General features: G+C 59.3%; 14 protein-coding genes and 2 pseudogenes. 6 read left to right on the forward strand and 10 right to left on the reverse strand.

The window, feature by feature from the left end; translation table 11 throughout:
- Positions 1-1,123 (forward strand): heavy metal translocating P-type ATPase (locus IRZ24_RS06680; RefSeq protein WP_297161483.1); only part of this gene is annotated, 1,123 nt, incomplete at its 5' end.
- Positions 1,124-1,296: 173 nt separating this feature from the next.
- On the opposite strand, the gene IRZ24_RS06685 is transcribed toward IRZ24_RS06680, so the two are convergent.
- A complete protein-coding gene (locus IRZ24_RS06685; RefSeq protein WP_297161486.1) occupies positions 1,297-1,545 on the reverse strand; it encodes a hypothetical protein in 249 nt (82 codons plus the stop codon).
- A 406-nt stretch (positions 1,546-1,951) separates the two neighbouring features.
- On the opposite strand from IRZ24_RS06685, the gene IRZ24_RS06690 reads away from it, so the two are divergent.
- Entirely contained in the window at positions 1,952-2,731 is a 780-nt protein-coding gene (locus tag IRZ24_RS06690; protein ID WP_297161489.1) for a DeoR/GlpR family DNA-binding transcription regulator, read from the forward strand.
- A 200-nt stretch (positions 2,732-2,931) separates the two neighbouring features.
- Positions 2,932-3,276: a hypothetical protein gene (locus tag IRZ24_RS06695; protein ID WP_297161491.1), complete on the forward strand. Its 345-nt coding sequence runs from the start codon at positions 2,932-2,934 to the stop codon at positions 3,274-3,276.
- Between the two features lie 212 nt (positions 3,277-3,488).
- Here the strand turns inward: IRZ24_RS06695 and IRZ24_RS06700 are convergent, their stop codons facing one another.
- The 5 genes and pseudogenes from IRZ24_RS06700 to IRZ24_RS06715 all read right to left on the reverse strand — a co-directional run bounded on the left by IRZ24_RS06700 (position 3,489) and on the right by IRZ24_RS06715 (position 8,634).
- On the reverse strand, positions 3,489-4,403 hold the full coding sequence (locus IRZ24_RS06700) for a DMT family transporter (RefSeq protein WP_297161494.1): 915 nt from the start codon (positions 4,401-4,403) through the stop codon (positions 3,489-3,491).
- Positions 4,404-4,951: 548 nt separating this feature from the next.
- Entirely contained in the window at positions 4,952-5,788 is an 837-nt protein-coding gene (locus tag IRZ24_RS19760) for a sulfite exporter TauE/SafE family protein (RefSeq protein WP_366914245.1), read from the reverse strand.
- A gap of 75 nt (positions 5,789-5,863) precedes the next feature.
- Positions 5,864-6,274: pseudogene (locus tag IRZ24_RS19765) on the reverse strand (DUF1634 domain-containing protein); the annotation flags it as partial.
- A gap of 389 nt (positions 6,275-6,663) precedes the next feature.
- Positions 6,664-7,449 (reverse strand): 3-oxoacyl-ACP reductase family protein, encoded by a 786-nt coding sequence (locus IRZ24_RS06710; RefSeq protein WP_297161500.1) that lies wholly within the window; start codon positions 7,447-7,449, stop codon positions 6,664-6,666.
- Positions 7,450-7,674: 225 nt separating this feature from the next.
- Positions 7,675-8,634: an MBL fold metallo-hydrolase gene (locus IRZ24_RS06715; protein WP_297161503.1), complete on the reverse strand. Its 960-nt coding sequence runs from the start codon at positions 8,632-8,634 to the stop codon at positions 7,675-7,677.
- Positions 8,635-9,055: 421 nt separating this feature from the next.
- On the opposite strand from IRZ24_RS06715, the gene IRZ24_RS06720 reads away from it, so the two are divergent.
- Positions 9,056-10,597 (forward strand): carboxylesterase/lipase family protein, encoded by a 1,542-nt coding sequence (locus IRZ24_RS06720; RefSeq protein WP_297161507.1) that lies wholly within the window; start codon positions 9,056-9,058, stop codon positions 10,595-10,597.
- A 128-nt stretch (positions 10,598-10,725) separates the two neighbouring features.
- Positions 10,726-11,667 (forward strand): U32 family peptidase, encoded by a 942-nt coding sequence (locus IRZ24_RS06725; protein WP_366914246.1) that lies wholly within the window; start codon positions 10,726-10,728, stop codon positions 11,665-11,667.
- Positions 11,668-11,812: 145 nt separating this feature from the next.
- Here IRZ24_RS06725 and acs read toward each other — a convergent pair whose 3' ends face one another.
- The gene (gene acs / locus IRZ24_RS06730) at positions 11,813-13,753 is read right to left on the reverse strand and encodes an acetate--CoA ligase (RefSeq protein WP_297161513.1); all 1,941 of its coding nucleotides are present in this window, start codon (positions 13,751-13,753) and stop codon (positions 11,813-11,815) included.
- Positions 13,754-14,438: 685 nt separating this feature from the next.
- Between acs and IRZ24_RS06735 the strand changes: the two genes are divergently transcribed.
- A complete protein-coding gene (locus tag IRZ24_RS06735) occupies positions 14,439-15,830 on the forward strand; it encodes a PQQ-binding-like beta-propeller repeat protein (RefSeq protein WP_297161516.1) in 1,392 nt (463 codons plus the stop codon).
- A 177-nt stretch (positions 15,831-16,007) separates the two neighbouring features.
- Here the strand turns inward: IRZ24_RS06735 and IRZ24_RS06740 are convergent, their stop codons facing one another.
- The 3 genes and pseudogenes from IRZ24_RS06740 to IRZ24_RS06750 all read right to left on the reverse strand — a co-directional run.
- Entirely contained in the window at positions 16,008-16,454 is a 447-nt protein-coding gene (locus IRZ24_RS06740; protein WP_297161519.1) for a nuclear transport factor 2 family protein, read from the reverse strand.
- A gap of 76 nt (positions 16,455-16,530) precedes the next feature.
- Positions 16,531-16,713, reverse strand: a complete 183-nt coding sequence (locus IRZ24_RS06745; RefSeq protein ID WP_297161522.1) for a hypothetical protein — start codon at positions 16,711-16,713, stop codon at positions 16,531-16,533.
- A 76-nt stretch (positions 16,714-16,789) separates the two neighbouring features.
- Positions 16,790-16,996: pseudogene (locus tag IRZ24_RS06750) on the reverse strand (NAD-dependent aldehyde dehydrogenase); the annotation flags it as partial.

Raw genomic sequence — 16,996 nt, forward strand, 5'->3', positions numbered from 1 at the left:
GATTGCCGCTGTGGCTGTGCTGGTGGTGGCCTGTCCCTGTGCTCTGGGCCTGGCAACTCCCACGGCGATCATGGTGGGCACGGGTGTGGGGGCTGAGCAAGGGATCTTGATCAAGGGCGGCGAGAGCCTGGAGCGCATTCAGGCGGTGCAGGCCATCCTCTTTGATAAGACGGGAACCCTGACGCGTGGCAAGCCCCGGGTCACGGCGTTGGTGGCGCTGAAACCATGGGATGAGGCTGGGCTATTGCAGGTGGCGGCCGAGGTTGAGCAAGGCTCAGAGCATCCGCTAGCGCGCGCGGTAGTGGATGCGGCGCGCCAACGTGGCTTAGCGCTAGCGCGCAGGCCAGAGCGGCTAACGGCTCTACCCGGTCGTGGCCTGGAAGCTCTTCTAGAGGGGCAGCGGGTGCTGATTGGGGGGCCACGCCTGTTGGAGGAGCATGGTGTCGAGCTAGAGGCTGTGCGTAGCGATCTTGAGCGCCTGGAGCAACAGGGCAATACAGTCATGCTTGTGGCTGTTGCGGGACGGCTGGCGGGCGTAGTGGCTTTGGCTGATACATTGAAGCCTGGCTCGGCTGAGGCGGTGCACCAATTGCTGGCTCAGGGGCTACAGCTTTGGTTAGTAAGCGGTGATCATCCTCGTACAGCTCAGGCCATTGCGGCCCAGGTGGGCATTCCTAGCGAGCATGTGCTTGCCGGTCTCTTACCGGAGGAGAAGGCTGAGCAGGTACGTCGTCTTCAGCAGCAAGGGCTAAAGGTGGCTTTTGCTGGCGATGGCATCAACGATGCCCCGGCGCTGGCTCAGGCCGATGTCGGCATTGCAATGGGGAATGGCAGCGATATCGCCCTGGAGACAGCCGATGTGGTCCTGGTCAAGGGAAATTTGCGGAGCTTGGCTACTGCTCTGGCTTTGTCGCGGGCGACGCTGCGCACTATCAAGCAAAATCTCTTTTGGGCTTTTGCCTATAACGTTGTGCTTATCCCAACGGCGATTCTCTCGCCGCTGATTCCCTTCCTCAAGGAGCAGGCGCCAATCTTTGCGGCGGCGGCGATGGCTCTCTCGTCAGTGTCGGTACTGGGCAATGCTTTGCGTCTGCGGCGCTTTGGGAAACGGTCCGCGCTTTAGCCAGTACTCGAGCCTGCTTTGTTCAGCGGAGAGCAGGCGGAAAAGGGAACGGAGGAAGGAGCAGGGCCCCGAAGGGAAAATCTCTCTCAGCTACGGTAGCTGAAAGTCCTCCTTCTTCCGTCCGTTCCCAAAGGGACTAGCGTGATAGGGGATGGTGTGGGGACTGGCCGGGCTTAGAACTGGCTGCGTGAGGGTCGCAGCAGCTTATGGAAGATGCCAAAGAGCAGGAAAGCTGGTGGCCACTGGCCAACGAACAGCCCCCAATCCCGCTTACCGCTCACGAATAGAACCGCTGAGGTAATGATTGAGACCAGAGCAGCCCAGTACCACATCTCGCCTGGCAGACGATCAGTGGTCCGAAAATACTGCTCTTGCATGTCGCGAGCAGCTCTTGTCGTCTCGTGAATATCGACTTTTGCCATGTCTCCTCCTCATCTCAGCTCAACGATGTAGCAGAGTAGTACCCACTTCGCTCTATGCTGCTCAACAGTCGGCGCTGGGTACTCTGCTCTAAAGACGCCGTGAGAGACAGCTCTAGGTAAGGATAGCGTTCCTGGTTGCTTTTTCTTTTTGGGCAGTTTTTGCTCCTGCATGAGGCCTAGTGAGAGAGGAGAGGTCACCCGTTGAGGGGGCTGAGGCGCTGAGTCCTCTCGTGGAGAGGGAGGGCATGATACAATGCTCGTTAGAACGTGAGCAGAAGGTCGGGCGGTCGCGGGTCTGGGAAAGGGCGAGCAAAAAGACAGGCTCTTACTGGAGAGCCTTGCTTGTCTGCTTGCCAGCTATGTGCCACGGTGGTGAAGGAGAGCAATTTGAGGGAGCATGTGCTGAATGAAGAAGGAAACCAAGATTATTGCCCAGGAGCGTCGACGGAAGATTTTTGAGATTATCGAGTCGAGCGGCGTTGCTTCGGTACGTGATTTGGCGCAGCGCTTTGCTGTCTCGAACATTACGGTGGTCAGGGATTTGCAGGAGCTGGAGGAACAGGGATTGATCAGGCGGGTGCATGGGGGGGCCATCAGCCTGCGGGGTGCCAGTTATGAGCCGCCGTTTAGCGCGCGCGAGACCGAGCATGCTGAGGAGAAGCGTCGCATTGCCGCGCGGGCCGTGGAGCTGATCAGTGATGGAGAGAGCTTGATTCTCGATGTGGGGACGACGACACTGGAGATCGCGCGGGCACTCAAAGGAAAGCGGAATCTGACAGTGCTGGTAACAAATCTCCGGGCGGCTTTGGAGCTGGCCAATCAGTCGGCGATTCAGGTGATCGTGGTAGGGGGCAAGCTGCGCCCAAGCGAGTTGTCGCTAGTTGGTCATCTGGCGGAACGAACGCTGCGGAGCTTTCAGGTCGATAAGGCCTTTATTGCGGTCGGAGGGATTACGATCGAACATGGGCTGACTGAGTTCAATTTTGAGGAGGCCGGCACAAAGCAGGCCATGCTTGAACGGGCACGGCGACGTATTGTGGTGGCTGATCACAGCAAGTTCGGAAAGGTGATGTTGACGACAGTGGCGCCACTGAGCGCTGTTGATACTATTATTACCGATAGCGGCCTGGATCGCGAGACGCTGGCTCGCCTGCGTGAACTTGGCATCGAGGTCATTTTGGCTTAAGCCAGGCAGGTTCCTCAAGAGGGGAGATCGCCGCGCTCTTCTCGATGGGGCGTCGCGTGCATGAGCCGCCCGCTTGATTTGAAAGAAAGGAAAGTAGGCAGAGGATCTCTCTGGAACAGTCCTGGCTGGTCACCCCTGTCAGTGCTCAGGAGCATGCCATTGCCGTCCTCAGCGTGGAAGCCAAAGAGCTGGCCTCTGAGGTGCAGGTGAGTTTCCGTCAATTGGCCGAGTACCAGCTAGGGAGCGAACGTCAGATCGAGAGCCGTTTTGAGCGTCTAGAAGCGCTGCTCGTGGCAACGCGCAAGAATGTACGCATTATGCAGGAGCGAACAGCGCTGCTAGAGATGCGCACTGGCAGCCTCGAGCAGCGCATGGCCAGCCTCAAGGGCCGGATGGTCGGGCTGGAGATGCGTATGGAAGCGCTGGCGAGGCGTGTAGCTTCTCTCGAAGAGAAGATGGCTACCAAGGAAGATATGGCGGCCCTAGAGGCCCGCATCGAGAACGAAGTAGCCGCCTTGGAGACTCGCATCAAGGGGCGGGCGTAGGAAGCCTGCATCATGGAGACACTGGCTCACCTCACCACATTGCTCAATGCGTGTCCGGCCAATCAGACTGATTAGCTCTGCTGCTCCCTATTTCCACAGATGGCGATGAATAGATTAGCTGAACAGGCTCAGAGGGGTGGGAGCGAGCGCGAGAGGGAAGCGCGTGCTTGCGACCGTGGCAGGCGCTTCCCTCACCCGCCAGGAAGTGTCGATCAGAGCGAAGCCAGCATGATCCCGAGCGCCAACACCAGGCCACCGAGCCAGAAGCCTGCTCCCAGCACTTCCTGAAGAAAGAGCGCGCTCAACAGCCCGCCGACCAGCGGCTGCGCGAAGAAAAAGACTGCCGCGACGCCGGCAGGCAACCGTTCCACACCACGATACCAGAGGAACCAGGCGAGAGCCGTTGCTCCCAGTCCAAGGTAGAGCACGCTGGCCAGTGAACTCAGAGAGAAAGAGAGCCGAGGAAGATGGCTCAGCTCCCACAGCGCCAGCGGCAGAAAAAAGACCAGACTCCAGAGCGTTCCATACGTTGTGATCACCAGGGCCGAGTATTTGCGGACCAGTGGCGTCCCGAGTACAGTGAACAAAGCCCAGAAGAAGGCAGAGATAATCAACAGCCCGTCGCCAAGTAGCAGCGAGCGCGCCTGAGTACTTGCCCCATTGCTTTGCTCGCTACCGACAATAATGACTACGCCAACCAGGGCCAGCAGCGTACCGGCAACAATACGCCAGCGCGGACGCTCGCCGAGCAGCAGCCAGGCTAGCGGGACAATGAAGAGCGGCGTAATCGTAGTTAGCAGCGCACCATCGTGGGCGCTGGCCAAATTGGTACCAATGAACTGCGTAGTGATCGTAGCGGCGATGCACAGGCCGAGCAGTGGCAGGCGCCAACGTTCCTGGCGCTGCAAGCGCTCACGTGGTCCACGTAGGCGCAGCACCAGCCAGAGAGCGGCACCTCCTAACAGGAGACGCAGCAGCCCCAAGGTGACCGGAGGGATCGCTCCAAAGCTGGCGCGGCTCACGACATACATGCCTCCCCACAGACAGGAGGCTCCAAGTGGCGCCAAGCCTGCCAGGCTGTGCAGGCCAGAGCGCCGGCTCGTCAAAGGAGGGGGAGAAATACGCACAGTAACCGTTCCTCAGTTCTGATTGCTAACAACAGACCAGACGGGGACTCACCAGAAGCAGCGATGACTGCGCCAGTAGCAGAAGCCTGCTGAGCCAGCCAAGCGAAACAAATTGCTATGATGAGGCGCAGTGACGCAAAGCCAAAAACAGTCTCCAGCCCGCGGAGATCTCTTCTTTCGCGTGATGAGAGAGAATGAGCAAGATCCCAGCCCCCTGGACAAGGTGTCGCTGTCCCTGCTCGGAAGCGCTTCGCTCAGCAAAAAGCTGGCCCGCTCCAGGGCTTGGCGGGCTGGCGCTCAGAGAGAGCAGATGAGGAGAGGACAGGGGGGACGAATCTGTGGATGAAAGCCAGCTACGGTAACCATACGTTGTACTATGCTCCACTCAATCAGAAACTACTCCCAGGCTACTAAAATGATGCCATAGAGAGCAGTCAGAAATCAAGGGCAGAGCAGAAGCATGGCTCTGGCTGTGCCTCTGCCGCGCCTCTGATTGCCTGGTGCTCATCAGAGCGGCCACTGCTGCCGTCGAGGGCAAGTACGAGGGGCTAGAAGCCTCCAATGCCCAGGCCGTGCAGGATCATCTCTATGGCGGTTGCCACAATCACCGGCAAAAAGACCAGCCGGATAACGCGGTTGCTCAGGCGTGAGAGCAAGCGGGAGCCGATCAAGGCCCCGAGGAGAATGCCCAGAGCCACCGGGGCGGCCACCAAAGGGGGAATATCGCCGCGAGCGAAGTAAATGCCGGCACTGGCTGCCGCTGTCACGCCGATCATAAAGTTACTGGTGGTCGTTGAAACCTTCAGGGGTAGGCGCATCACAACATCCATTGCCAACACCTTAAAAGCGCCGCTGCCAATGCCTAGTAGACCCGAAATTACCCCGGCCACATACATAAGGAGCAAACCCAGGGGGGTGTGCGTCACCTGATAGCTCACCTCACGCCCCAGGTGCTCATCAGGGTAGCTGCTCGCCAGGTGCAAACGCGTTGCCAACCAGTCATTCTGCACCCCTGCAGGCAGCTCCTCACCCATTTTGAAGAGCGTGGGCAGCGCTGACAGCAGCAGAATTACGCCGAAGATGACCCCCAAGACTCCCGGTGCTAACAGTCCGGCCAGAAAGGCGCCGCTGATCGCTCCCGTGGTAGTAGCCAACTCTAAAAACATGCCGACGCGCATGTTCGTCATACGATCGCGCACATAGGCCGCCGCAGCGCCGCTGGAGGTGGCGATCACCGAGATAATACTGGCCCCGATAGCGAAACTGATCGGCAGGCCAAAGACCAGCGTCAGCAAAGGCACGATCAGAACGCCACCGCCCAGACCGATGAGGGCACCAAGCAGACCAGCAGCTACCGAGCCACAGAAGATGAGGGCAAAAACCAGGGCCGAGAACCGGAAATGGGCCAGACTGCCGAGATGGGCGCTGCTCGCACCGCGGTCACCAAAGAAAAGGCTGTAGAGTAAAATCAGCAGCACAACTAGCGTAATTAGTACATAGAGTAAATCACGCTCAAGAGCGAAGGCAATGATTGAAGTGGCAACGCGTAGTACCGGCGTAGCGATGAGCACAGCAAGGCCGAGAACGATGAGCGCCACAGCCTGCCCTTGGAGCAGGCCAAGCGCCAAATCCGGCAGCGAGTGAGGAAACCGGGCTACGCTTGTCGTTGCAGAGCCGCCAGGCTGCAAAAAAAGCCAGACGACGCCAACCATAATAATAGCGGCGCTCACCAGGACGCCGCCCTGCAAAATCCAGCCAATGACGCTAGCCGCCTGGGCATCAACAGCGCGGGAGGTCGTGGCTGTTGTCCCAGTTGCAGACTGTCGCTGCTCCACCTGAGTAGCTGGCAGCGTAGGATCGTTGCGGGTCATGCTCTCCTGTCTCTCCTGGTGTTCCTAATTTAGACAATGGTAGAAAGGAAGGTAAGTAGAGTAAAGCGCACTGGGAGTGGTGCAACAGCAAGTCGTCGCGCCGCGTGGATCAGGTAAGCTATGGCGAGCTAGTGGGCTATTTGCCACCCCCGTTTATGAACTATAGATCATTTGTCGCAAAAATGCCACATCATCAATCTCACGCTAAGGGACGAAACGGATGTACCGTCGCGCGGAAAGCCCTGCATGCCAGATGCTGGTCTTTCATCCTGATCCACGGACTGACCGAGACCGGAGGTAGGCTGAGCGTGCACAGACGATCAGCCTGCTTCCGGTCAGATGAGACTAGCTCTAGAGAACAGACTGAGAAAGGCAGGGGACGCTGGAAGCTATTGAGGAGTATCGCCCTGATCCCACCACAGCCCCATACGGGCGGTGGTGCCGCCATCGACATAGAGCACCTGGCCAGTGATGAATTCGGCGGCATCTGAAGCTAAAAAGGCAACTGCCGGTCCGATATCCTCGGGGTGACCGACGCGTCCCCAGGGGACCAAAGTATTGCCCAGCTCGCGCGTATAGCCAGGGATAGCGAAATAGCGAGGCACCTCGATGATACCGGGGCCAACAGCATTGACCCGGATACGCCGCGGTGCCAGCTCTATCGCCAGCTCTCGTGTGAAAGCAATAATTGCCCCCTTGGTAGCGGCGTAGGCCGAGTGCCGTGGGAAGCCAGCGTAGCCGTGAATCGAGGTGATATTCACGATCGAACCGCCGCCGCGCTTAAGCATGTAAGGTACGGCCTGCTGAGCGCAGAAGAAGTAGCCGCGCATATTGAGGTCGAAGACTTCGTTATAGGTCTCTTCGCTGATCTTAAGGAAATCGTCGGCGCGCGTCACCCCTGCATTATTGACCAAAATATCCAGTCCCCCCAGAGCCTCGGCGATTTCGTCAACGACACGGCGGCACTCAGCCACTTTGGCCAGATTGCCTTTGACAGCGACTGCTTTCCCGCCCAAAGCCTCGATGCGAGCAACTGTTTCGCGTGCGCCCTCTTCGCTGTGGGCATAGTGAATCCCGACGGTGGCACCCTGGCGCGCCAGCTCAATAGCAATGCCCTGGCCGATGCCCATGCCAGCGCCAGTGACCAGCGCCAAGCGACCGGAAAGTGTTCCCATAGCTTTGCTCCTCTTTCTGTTCCTTCCTTTTCCTCAACTGAGGGAGTGAAGCGTGACAGCCTTGTCATCTCTCTACGCGCAGACAGAAGCTACAAGCTGAGCTAGCTCAGACCGGCTCGACCTTGGCCTCTCTTGCCCTGTTCTGGTCGCTCTGCCATGCGGCTAACTATGCTCTATCGAACTCCAGAGCACTGGGTGGGTGGGAACAGCGTCAGAAGAAGGCACTCAGCTTTCACTGGCTTCCCAGGTCACCACGCCCTCGCGTTGGAGGCGGCGTACACGTCCGCGGCGTTCTAGCCAGCGCATATGCGCCTCCAGCGCGTACTCCAGATCAGGGGGAAAGCCAAAGGGGCCGAGCAGAGGATCGGCCAGCTCAATCAAGCGTGCCAGCGTGAGAGGTTCCTTAGCCTCGGCCAGCAGACGTGCCAGCACGGCGTCAGTGCGCAAGACAAAATCGCGGCTCGCCTCTAGGAAGGCTGTCACCTCCTGATCGCGCATAATTGGGAAATGACCAGTGAGCAGGATAGTAGGCTGCAACGAAGCAATCGTCTGGATAGAAGTAAGGTAGATATCGCGATCGGTGTAGGGAGGAGGAGCCGTCGGAGCGCCATCGCGATCGATCTGCGTAGCCCCATTGAGAGCATCGCCGATAATGGCGACACGTCGGTGCGGCTCCCAGAGCATCAAATGGCCGGGTGTATGGCCGGGTACATGCAGCACCTGCAGCAGCAGCTCTGGCCCGCAGCGGATATCTTCGCCGCCGGTCAGGCCCAGGGTAGTGGGGATAGGATTCCCCTGCCAGGAGCGCAGCATCTGCGTCATTTCCGGGGCATAAGTCAAGCCATGATCGGCATGGTAAGCATCGTAGCGCTCACGGAAGATCGCCTCAGCATCCTCAATCCAACGCCGATCGAGGGCAGGCACCAGGGTAAGCGCACGTGGGCAGGCGGCACGCAGTGTCTCCAGGCCGCCGAAGTGGTCGACGTCTCCATGCGTCACCAGAATCATATCAAGGCGTGCGGGGTCACCCAACATCTCCGCGAGCCAGGGAATCAGCACCTCGCGCGCCAACTCCGGCGTGCCCGCGTCGACCAGCAGCGAGCGCTCACCGACAATCAGGTGATGGGCCATCAGCTTCTTGCCGATGTAGGCTTCCTGGCGGTAAATGCCAGGTACAATCTCCATGACCTTCCTCCATTTCTTGACGCGGCTTGACGTTCAATGGCCACGTAACGTATAGTTGCTGTGACAGGGCTACTGCACCGCATGACAGTCGTCAGAAGACGAGAGGCCAGCGTACTGTAATGGTACATCAGACCGGTGCCGCTACTCAATGCATCCGTTTTCCGCTACTGCTTACCTCTGCAGCCCTCTCAAGCGCATGTGTTGCTGCGGCAGCCTTCCTTTGTCTGCCCCGCAGGCAGCCCACCTGACCCTCTCAAGGGGCCATGCCGAGACGATCATCAGACTTTCCGGTGAGGCAAGGGAACGGCCTCCAATCAGATCGGCGCCATCAGACCAGGGAGCAAAGACAGGGAGAAAAGAGAGCGGCCTAGTGACTTAGTGAGAGCAGAAGACCAGATCAACGAAAGGGAGCATTAGAGCGATGGCTGATCTCATCGTCGAAACCTCGGCAGGCAAAGTCAGAGGAACAACCATCCACGACATCGCAACCTTCAAGGGCATTCCCTATGGCGGGCCGACGGGAGGAGAGAACCGCTTTCGCCCACCGACAAAACCGGAACCCTGGGCTGGGGTCCGTGATGCCCTCAAGTACGGGCCGGCCTGTCCCCAGCCACCCGAGGGCATGAAGCGCCTGCGGGCCATCATTGGTGAAGGGGGACGCGAAGAAGAAAGCGAAGACTGCCTTTATCTTAACGTCTGGACCCCAGCGGTGGCGGATGGTCGCAAGCGTCCCGTGCTCTTCTGGTGTCATGGTGGTGCTTTCAGCATGGGTTCTGGCTCAGCAGCCTTCTATCGTGGCACTAACCTTGCGCGGCGAGGCGATGTAGTAGTCGTCACCGTCAATCACCGGCTAGGGCCGTTTGGCTACCTACATCTGGCCGATGTGCTTGGCGACGATTATGCCGAATCTGGCAATGTGGGCATGCTCGATCTTGTCGCCGCCTTAGAGTGGGTGCGCGATAATATCGAAGCCTTTGGCGGTGATCCTCAGAACGTCACCATCTTCGGCGAATCGGGAGGGGGGGCCAAGGTCAGCGTGCTGATGGCTATGCCGGGAGCGGCGGGACTCTTCCAGCGAGCCATCGTCCAGAGTGGTCCGGCCCTCCGCATGGCCACGCGCGAAAAGGCTACTGAGCGTGCCGAACGCCTACTGCGGGCCCTGGGCATCTCGCGCGCCAACAAAGAGCAGCTACATGAGATTCCAGCGCAGCGCATCATCGCAGTCAACGACGCTATCAACCCCAATGCGCTCGGCCCCTGGGGACCGGTGGTCGATGGTCATATTCTCCCCCAGCATCCCTTTGATCCCGAGGCCCCGGCGATCTCGGCCCATGTTCCCCTAATCATAGGTACCAACAAGGACGAAGCCACGCTTTTCCTCCTTAGTGATTCGCAACTCAGTGCCCTTGATGAGGTGGGGCTGCGCCAGCGGGTCCAGGCCCTGCTCAAGGATGGCGAGGCTGTTGAGCGCCTGCTGGCGGCCTACGCCCGCGCCTATCCCAATCAGACGCCGGCGGAGCGCTATACTGCTCTTTTGAGCGATGCTATGATGCGTATCAACTCCATTCGCCAGGCTGAACGCAAAGCCCGGCAGGGGGGAGCACCCGTCTACATGTATCTTTTTACCTGGGAGACCCCGATTCTCGATGGCAAGCTCAAATCGTGCCACGCGCTAGAGATCCCCTTCGTCTTTGACAACCTGGAACCGGCGCGGCGCTTCCTGGGAGCCACCGAGGGCCTGAGACCCGAACTAGAGAGGCTGGCAGCCAGCATGAGCAGCGCCTGGCTCGCCTTTGCACGCCACGGAGTGCCGACTGCCCCCGCTCTGCCCCACTGGCCAGCTTATACCCTAGAGCAGCGGGCCACTATGATCTTTGACCTGACCTGTCGCCTTGAGAACGACCCTGGCGGTGAGCTGCGCCAGGCCTGGGAAGGTCTCCCTGTGCGTGGGATGTCCGAGTAAGCCCCGCCTCAGCTAAGGGGAATCAAAGGCGACCTTGCGGGGAGCGCAGCGAGCAGTGTAGGAGAGCGCTCTCCTCAGCGAGAGCATGCAGGTTTGCAATACAGGAGCGCAAGGCAATGGCTGAAATAATGCAAGAAACGCGCGCCTTTGTCACGCGGCTGGGCCTACCGGCAGGGGATGCGCATGAACTGCCCACCTCCTCCAAGCGTTTCCCGGATGGAGCCCAATATCGGATTGAGATTCCCAGCGTTGAGGGACCGGCGGCCCTGGAGGCTGTACGGGAAGCGGCGCGGGAATATGGGGTACGCATACATCGCGTCTCACAGGGCAGTGGCATCATGCTACTGCGTACCGACGAGATAAAGGCGATGACTCGGCTGGGGTATGAAATGGGGATCGAAGTCAGCCTCTTTGTGGGGCCACGCGCTGGCTGGGACACAGGGGCTCAGTTCTGGAGCCGTTCCGGGCGGAACCTAGGAGCCAGGCAGCGCGGCATGGACCAGCTCATCTACGCTTTGGAGGACATTCGTCGTGCCGCTCAGTTGGGCATCCGCTCGGTACTTGTTGCCGACGAGGGCCTGCTGTGGGTTGCCGCTGAGATGAAGAAGGCTGGTCAACTGCCCCCGAACTTCGTCTTCAAACTCTCAGTCCAGATTGGTACCGCTAATCCGGCGGCGGCGCGTGTTATGGAACAGCTTGGGGGCAGCACTCTCAACACCCCAACTGATCTTTCGCTTGCCCAACTGGCTGCCATTCGCCAAGCGACCGACATGCCGCTCGACGTCTATGTCGAAGCTCCCGATGACTTCGGTGGCTTTGTGCGTCACTATGAAATTGCTGAGCTGGTGCGAGTTGCCGCGCCGGTCTATCTCAAATTTGGCCTGCGCAATGCCCCCGACGTCTATCCCAGCGGTGGTCATCTCGAAGCCACTGTTGTCGCCCTCTCGCGTGAGCGCGTCCGACGGGCCAGCATTGGTCTGGAACTCTTGCAGCGCTACTATCCTGAAGCCACGACCTCCGAGCTGCCTGCGCCGGGGCTGGGCGTGCCCGAGCCACCTGCCGCGGACTAGCGCAGGGCCACCAGCGCAGAGCAAAAAGCGACCGAGTGCTCTCAGACCAACACTCGGTCGCTCGCTGCTCTAGGAGGCAATTCGGCCTGCTCGCTCGGACTTGGGCGGCTGCGCCCCCCAAGCCATCGGCGCTCACATCAAGTGGCTAAGCCTCCAGCGTCGTCACATCGCCCAGCGGCTGGCCAAGCTCGCGGGCGCGCAAGACACGGCGCATAATCTTACCGGAGCGCGTCTTTGGCAGCGCGGTCACAAACTCGATCTCATCGGGAGTGGCGATCGGACCGACGTTCGTGCGCACGTGCTGTTTCAGCTCCTCGGCCATTGCCTCCGACGGCTCGTTACCGGCCTTCAAGATCACAAAGACCTTGATATGCTCGCCCTTAACCGGATCGGGCTTACCGATGGCGGCAGCCTCGGCTACTGCCGGATGGCTCACCAGGCTCGATTCAATCTCCATTGAACCAAGGCGATGGCCCGAGACCTTAATTACATCGTCAACGCGGCCCTGAATGCGGAAGTAGCCGATCTCGTCGATGGTAGCTGCATCGCCCGCGAAGTAGACGCCCGGGATCGTTTCCCAGTAAGTACGATAGCGGGCCGGGTCACCGTAGATCGTGCGCATCATCGATGGCCACGGATGACGGATAATCAAGAAACCGCCCTTGCCCGTCTCAACCGGGTTCCCGTCCTTATCAACCACTGCCGCGTCGATGGTCGGCAAAGGACGGGTCGCGCTACCCGGCTTCAGCGGCAGAATGACCGTCGGGCTAATCAGAATGGCGCCCGTCTCCGTCTGCCACCAGGTATCCATGATTGGCAGGGCATCGCGTCCAATATTGTGGCGGTACCACATCCAGGCCTCGGGATTGATCGGCTCGCCGACCGTACCCAGAATGCGCAGGCTCGACAGATCATGCTTGGCCGGCCACTCCTCACCAAAGCGCATCAGGCCGCGGATCGCCGTCGGCGAGGTGTAGATGATCGTCACTTTGTACTTCTCTACCACGCTCCAATAGCGATCGGGGGCGGGATACTGTGGCGTACTCTCGAAGAGCACACCGGTCGCGCCATTCAGCAGGGGACCATAGACGATGTAGCTGTGGCCGGTCACCCAACCGATATCGGCAGTGCACCAGTAGATATCGTCGGGCTTGATATCAAAGACAAACTTGGTCGTTGCATAGACGCCGACAGCATAGCCACCGTGGACATGGACCACACCCTTGGGCTTGCCGGTGCTGCCGCTTGTGTAGAGGATATAGAGGAGATCCTCACTATCCATCTCCTCGCAGGGCACCACGGTGTCGTTGGGGATATCCTGAAGCAGTTCATCAGCGTAGACATCGCGTCCGGCCTGCATCGGGACCTCGGTGCCCTCGCGTTTGAAGACGATCACCTTCTCGATCGTGGGGGTATTGGCCAGGGCCTCATCGCAGATCTTCTTATACTCAATCAGCTTACCCCCGCGATGGCCCGTATCGACAGTGATGAGCACCTTCGCCTGTGCATCGTTAATGCGCTCCTCCAGAGCACTGGCGGCAAAGCCGCCGAAGACCACCGTGTGGATCGCGCCCAGGCGAGTGGTGGCCAACATCGCGGCGACCAGTTCGGGAGTGACAGGCATATAAATAGCAACGCGGTCGCCCTTCTTCACGCCCAGGTTCTGGAGAGCCTTGGCCAGGCGATTGGTCAGGACATAGAGATCCTCGTACGTCAGCGTGCGGCTGGAGCCATCATCGGCCTCCCAGTAGTAGGCCACCTTCTGGCGCGTCGACGTTTGCATATGGCGGTCGAGGCAGTTATAAACGATGTTAAATTTGCCGCCGACGAACCACTGGAAGAAAGGCTTCTCGGTCCACTGGAAAGTCGTGTGCCAGGGCTGGAACCAGTGCAGCTCGCGCGCCATGTCGTTCCAGAACTCCTCACGGTGCTCCAGCGACCAGCGATAGAAGTCCTCATAGTTATCGAAGCCCTTGGACTTCATGTAAGCCATGATATTGGCTCGCTCGACGACTTCGGGGGATGGGGGAAAGAGCCGCTCCTCCATCAGGATGGTGTCGGTGTTCTCAAAGCCGAGGTTGCTCATGACTGCTTCGTCCTTTCTGTCTGACGCTTGCTCTCACTCATATCGCCGCCGACGGCGATGCGAGTGGGGTTGAAGAAGAAACGACATACCGCAAGCTGATTGAGAAGGGCCAGTGTCGCGACGCGCCACGCGCGAGCGGTCAAAAAATAACCCTCTACCGTGCTATTACCTGGCGGGCCAGGCTGCGCTCCCTGACCCGGGGCCATGCCAGGCACCGTTAAAGGGCCAACTCCCGCACGTGATACAGATGGAGAGGAACGACGAGGTCCTGTCACTCCAGGTATTCCGCCGTGTGATACTGTATCGCATAACCTATCGCACTGCGATACGTCATGCATGATAGCATATTTACTAGCGTGCGTCAAGGGTAGCATCTACCTACCTGCACGAAAGTACCTCCTCTGCCTCCTGGTCAGACGGAATGCGTTGCTATCATGCTATTCACAAAAGATAAGTTATTGCTGGAAAGTGTAAGTTTGGAGTATTTTCAACAGATTTACATAAGAAATGTGCGACAGCAAAACTCTCTTGCGGAGGAGAAAGGCATATGTCCAGGACAGCACATGCAGATCATGAAAGAGGCTCGCGTGAGCTGACGAGAGGGAGGGCCAGGGAAAAGGGAGCTGGGGCTAACAGGCGTTGGCTCTCGGGAGGCAGGAAGTGGAGACGAGGGGGAAAATGGGGAGTGGTAACCCTGCTGCTGGGGCTACTGGTCGCCTGCGGGGGCAATCCTGGAACTGGAACTGGACTGGCCACACCGACCGCCACATCTCCGGCCCTCGCCACACCAGGCGGGGCTGTCACGGCGACTGCTCCCGCAACCAGCGGGGGAGGAGCGGACTGGACCACTTACCATCGAGACAATACCCGGAGCGGCTACGTTGCGACAGCGCCTGATCCAACACGCCTTGTCTCCCTCTGGACCACTCATCTAGACGGAGCTGTCTATGCCGAGCCACTCGTTGTGCACGGGCGTGTCATCGTAGCGACCGAAGGCGACTCCCTCTATGCTCTCAACCTGAGCACTGGCAGTGTGGTGTGGCATACCAAAGTGGGGACGCCTGTACCCCTCTCGACCCTGCCCTGTGGGAACATTGATCCGCTCGGCATCACCGGCACGCCGGTCTATGATCCAGCCAGCAACCTGGTCTTTGCCGTCGCCGAAATCAGCGGTCCACAGCACATCCTCATTGGGGTAGATGCCGACAGCGGGGCCCTGAAATTCAGGCGCAGTATTGACCCTCCGGGAGCTGATCCGCGTGTCCACCAACAGCGGGCCGCTCTGGCTCTCGCCAACGGGCGTATCTATGTGGCCTATGGGGGACTCTACGGAGACTGCGGCGACTATCGAGGGCGTGTCGTTGCCGTGCCGACCACCAACCCGCAAGCGGCTATGCTTACCTTTAGCGTACCCACACCTCGCGAAGGAGGCATCTGGGCCCCCGCAGGTCCGGCGGTTGATGCGTCAGGCGACATCTATGTCTCGGTAGGCAATGGCGCCGTCACCTCGGGTGACTGGGATCATAGTGACTCAGTGCTGCGTCTCTCTCCCACGCTCCAGCTTGAAGATGGCTTTGCGCCGACGCAGTGGGCCAGCGATAATGCTGCCGATCTTGATCTTAGCTCCTTGGGGCCGGTCCTGCTTCCCAATGGTCTGCTGTTCATCGCCGGTAAATCGGGGATTGCCTATCTCCTGCGGGCCAACGCTCTAGGAGGAGTTGGGGGACAGCTCCAAGAGCAGCGGCTCTGCGATGCCTATGGTGGGGCGGCTCGTGTCGACAATGTCATCTATGTCCCCTGCTCGCTCGGCGTGCTCCAGGTGACGATCGCGAGCGGTCCGCGCATAGTCCGTGGCTGGCAAGCGCCAGCGAACATTAACGGCTCGCCTATTGTAGGCGGCCATACCCTCTACGTTGTCGATCGCACAGGAGCGCTCTACGCGCTCAATCGCGAGACGGGAGCGCTACGTGCTCGCATAGCCATTGAGCCGACATCGCGTTTCGCCACGCCGACATTAGTGGGACGGACTCTACTGGTCGGGACCATGAGCGGCGTGGTCGCGGTAGGTATCGCCTGAGTGCCTGGGAGTGCGGGAAAGAGGAAGAAAGGGCAATAAGGGAAAAGACAGCCGGTATCACAGCCAGGCCGGCCTGGTGGGGCGGAGGAAGCTCCGGCACAACGTTGGCCCCAGTTTCCTCCGCTGGCGTGGCCTGGTGCGGCTTTCGTTGCCGGCACCGTCCTGCAACGCTCTCCCTTAGCTCTGGTGAAGCGCGGCTCCTAGCGCACGCAGCGTATCCTCAGTTCTCTGCTGGGGTGGGGCTTTAACTCGTAAGCTGGTGATGAAGGCGCCTTCAAAAGTACACTCTAGCCCGGCCTCTAGGGGGTCGCTCTTGCTGCCGTGGCCCAGGCCAGGCTGAGATGCCGGGCTATCTTCGGTCGCCAAAGACTGAACGGACAGGCTAGCAAAGCGCAGATGCGCAGTCACGCGATTCCCCATTTCGCACAGATGCTGAAGGTGAAAACGCAGGGTAGGAAGAGCGCTTTGAAGTGTCTGCAGCAGTTCAAGAAATTGAGACTTGCTGAGACTTTGAGTTCCAGTGCCGTAATACACGAAGTGGTCAGCGAGATAGGCGGCGGCTTGCTGGTAGTCCTTTTGCTCCAGAGCCGCGGCTAGCGCCAGAAGCGTTGCTGCCTTACTCATGTAAAGACCTCCTCTTCATGAAATTCTTGTGATTGGCACATCTCAGACAATACATCTCTCTTCCCTGAGAGCCTGCTTAGTTGGTCAAGACGAAACAGTCATCCTCTTTCTGGTACGTCGCGACCAGGTAAAAGGTGACATCCTTGGCCAAAAGACAGGCACTATCCTCCTTCAGAATATTAAGATGTATGAACTGACCGATGACAAAAAACAACGCAGGGACGAGAGCGGCGCCGCTGCCGCGAGCGACAGCTCGCATCGAGTGTGCTCGCTGAGCCTGGCCATAGCTGGCCGAGCACAGCGAGCGCGATGAGGAGTTGTCGCGGCCTGCTGGATCAGCCGACGGTGGCTGCCAACAGGATGGCCGGGAGCTTCGTCGGTGAAGGCGCGGCCAGGAACTCGACCAACTTCGGGAAGATCTTCAAAGCCTTACGTCCCTCAGTCACAAACCAGGGCGGGGTCGGAGTAGTGCGGAAAGGGCCGCGAAGAACAGACTTTTGGGCGCGGGAAAACATCAGTGTATTGTGGACCACGCCCGTGCC

The organism is Thermogemmatispora sp., from assembly GCF_019683755.1.
GTDB lineage: Bacteria > Chloroflexota > Ktedonobacteria > Ktedonobacterales > Ktedonobacteraceae > Thermogemmatispora.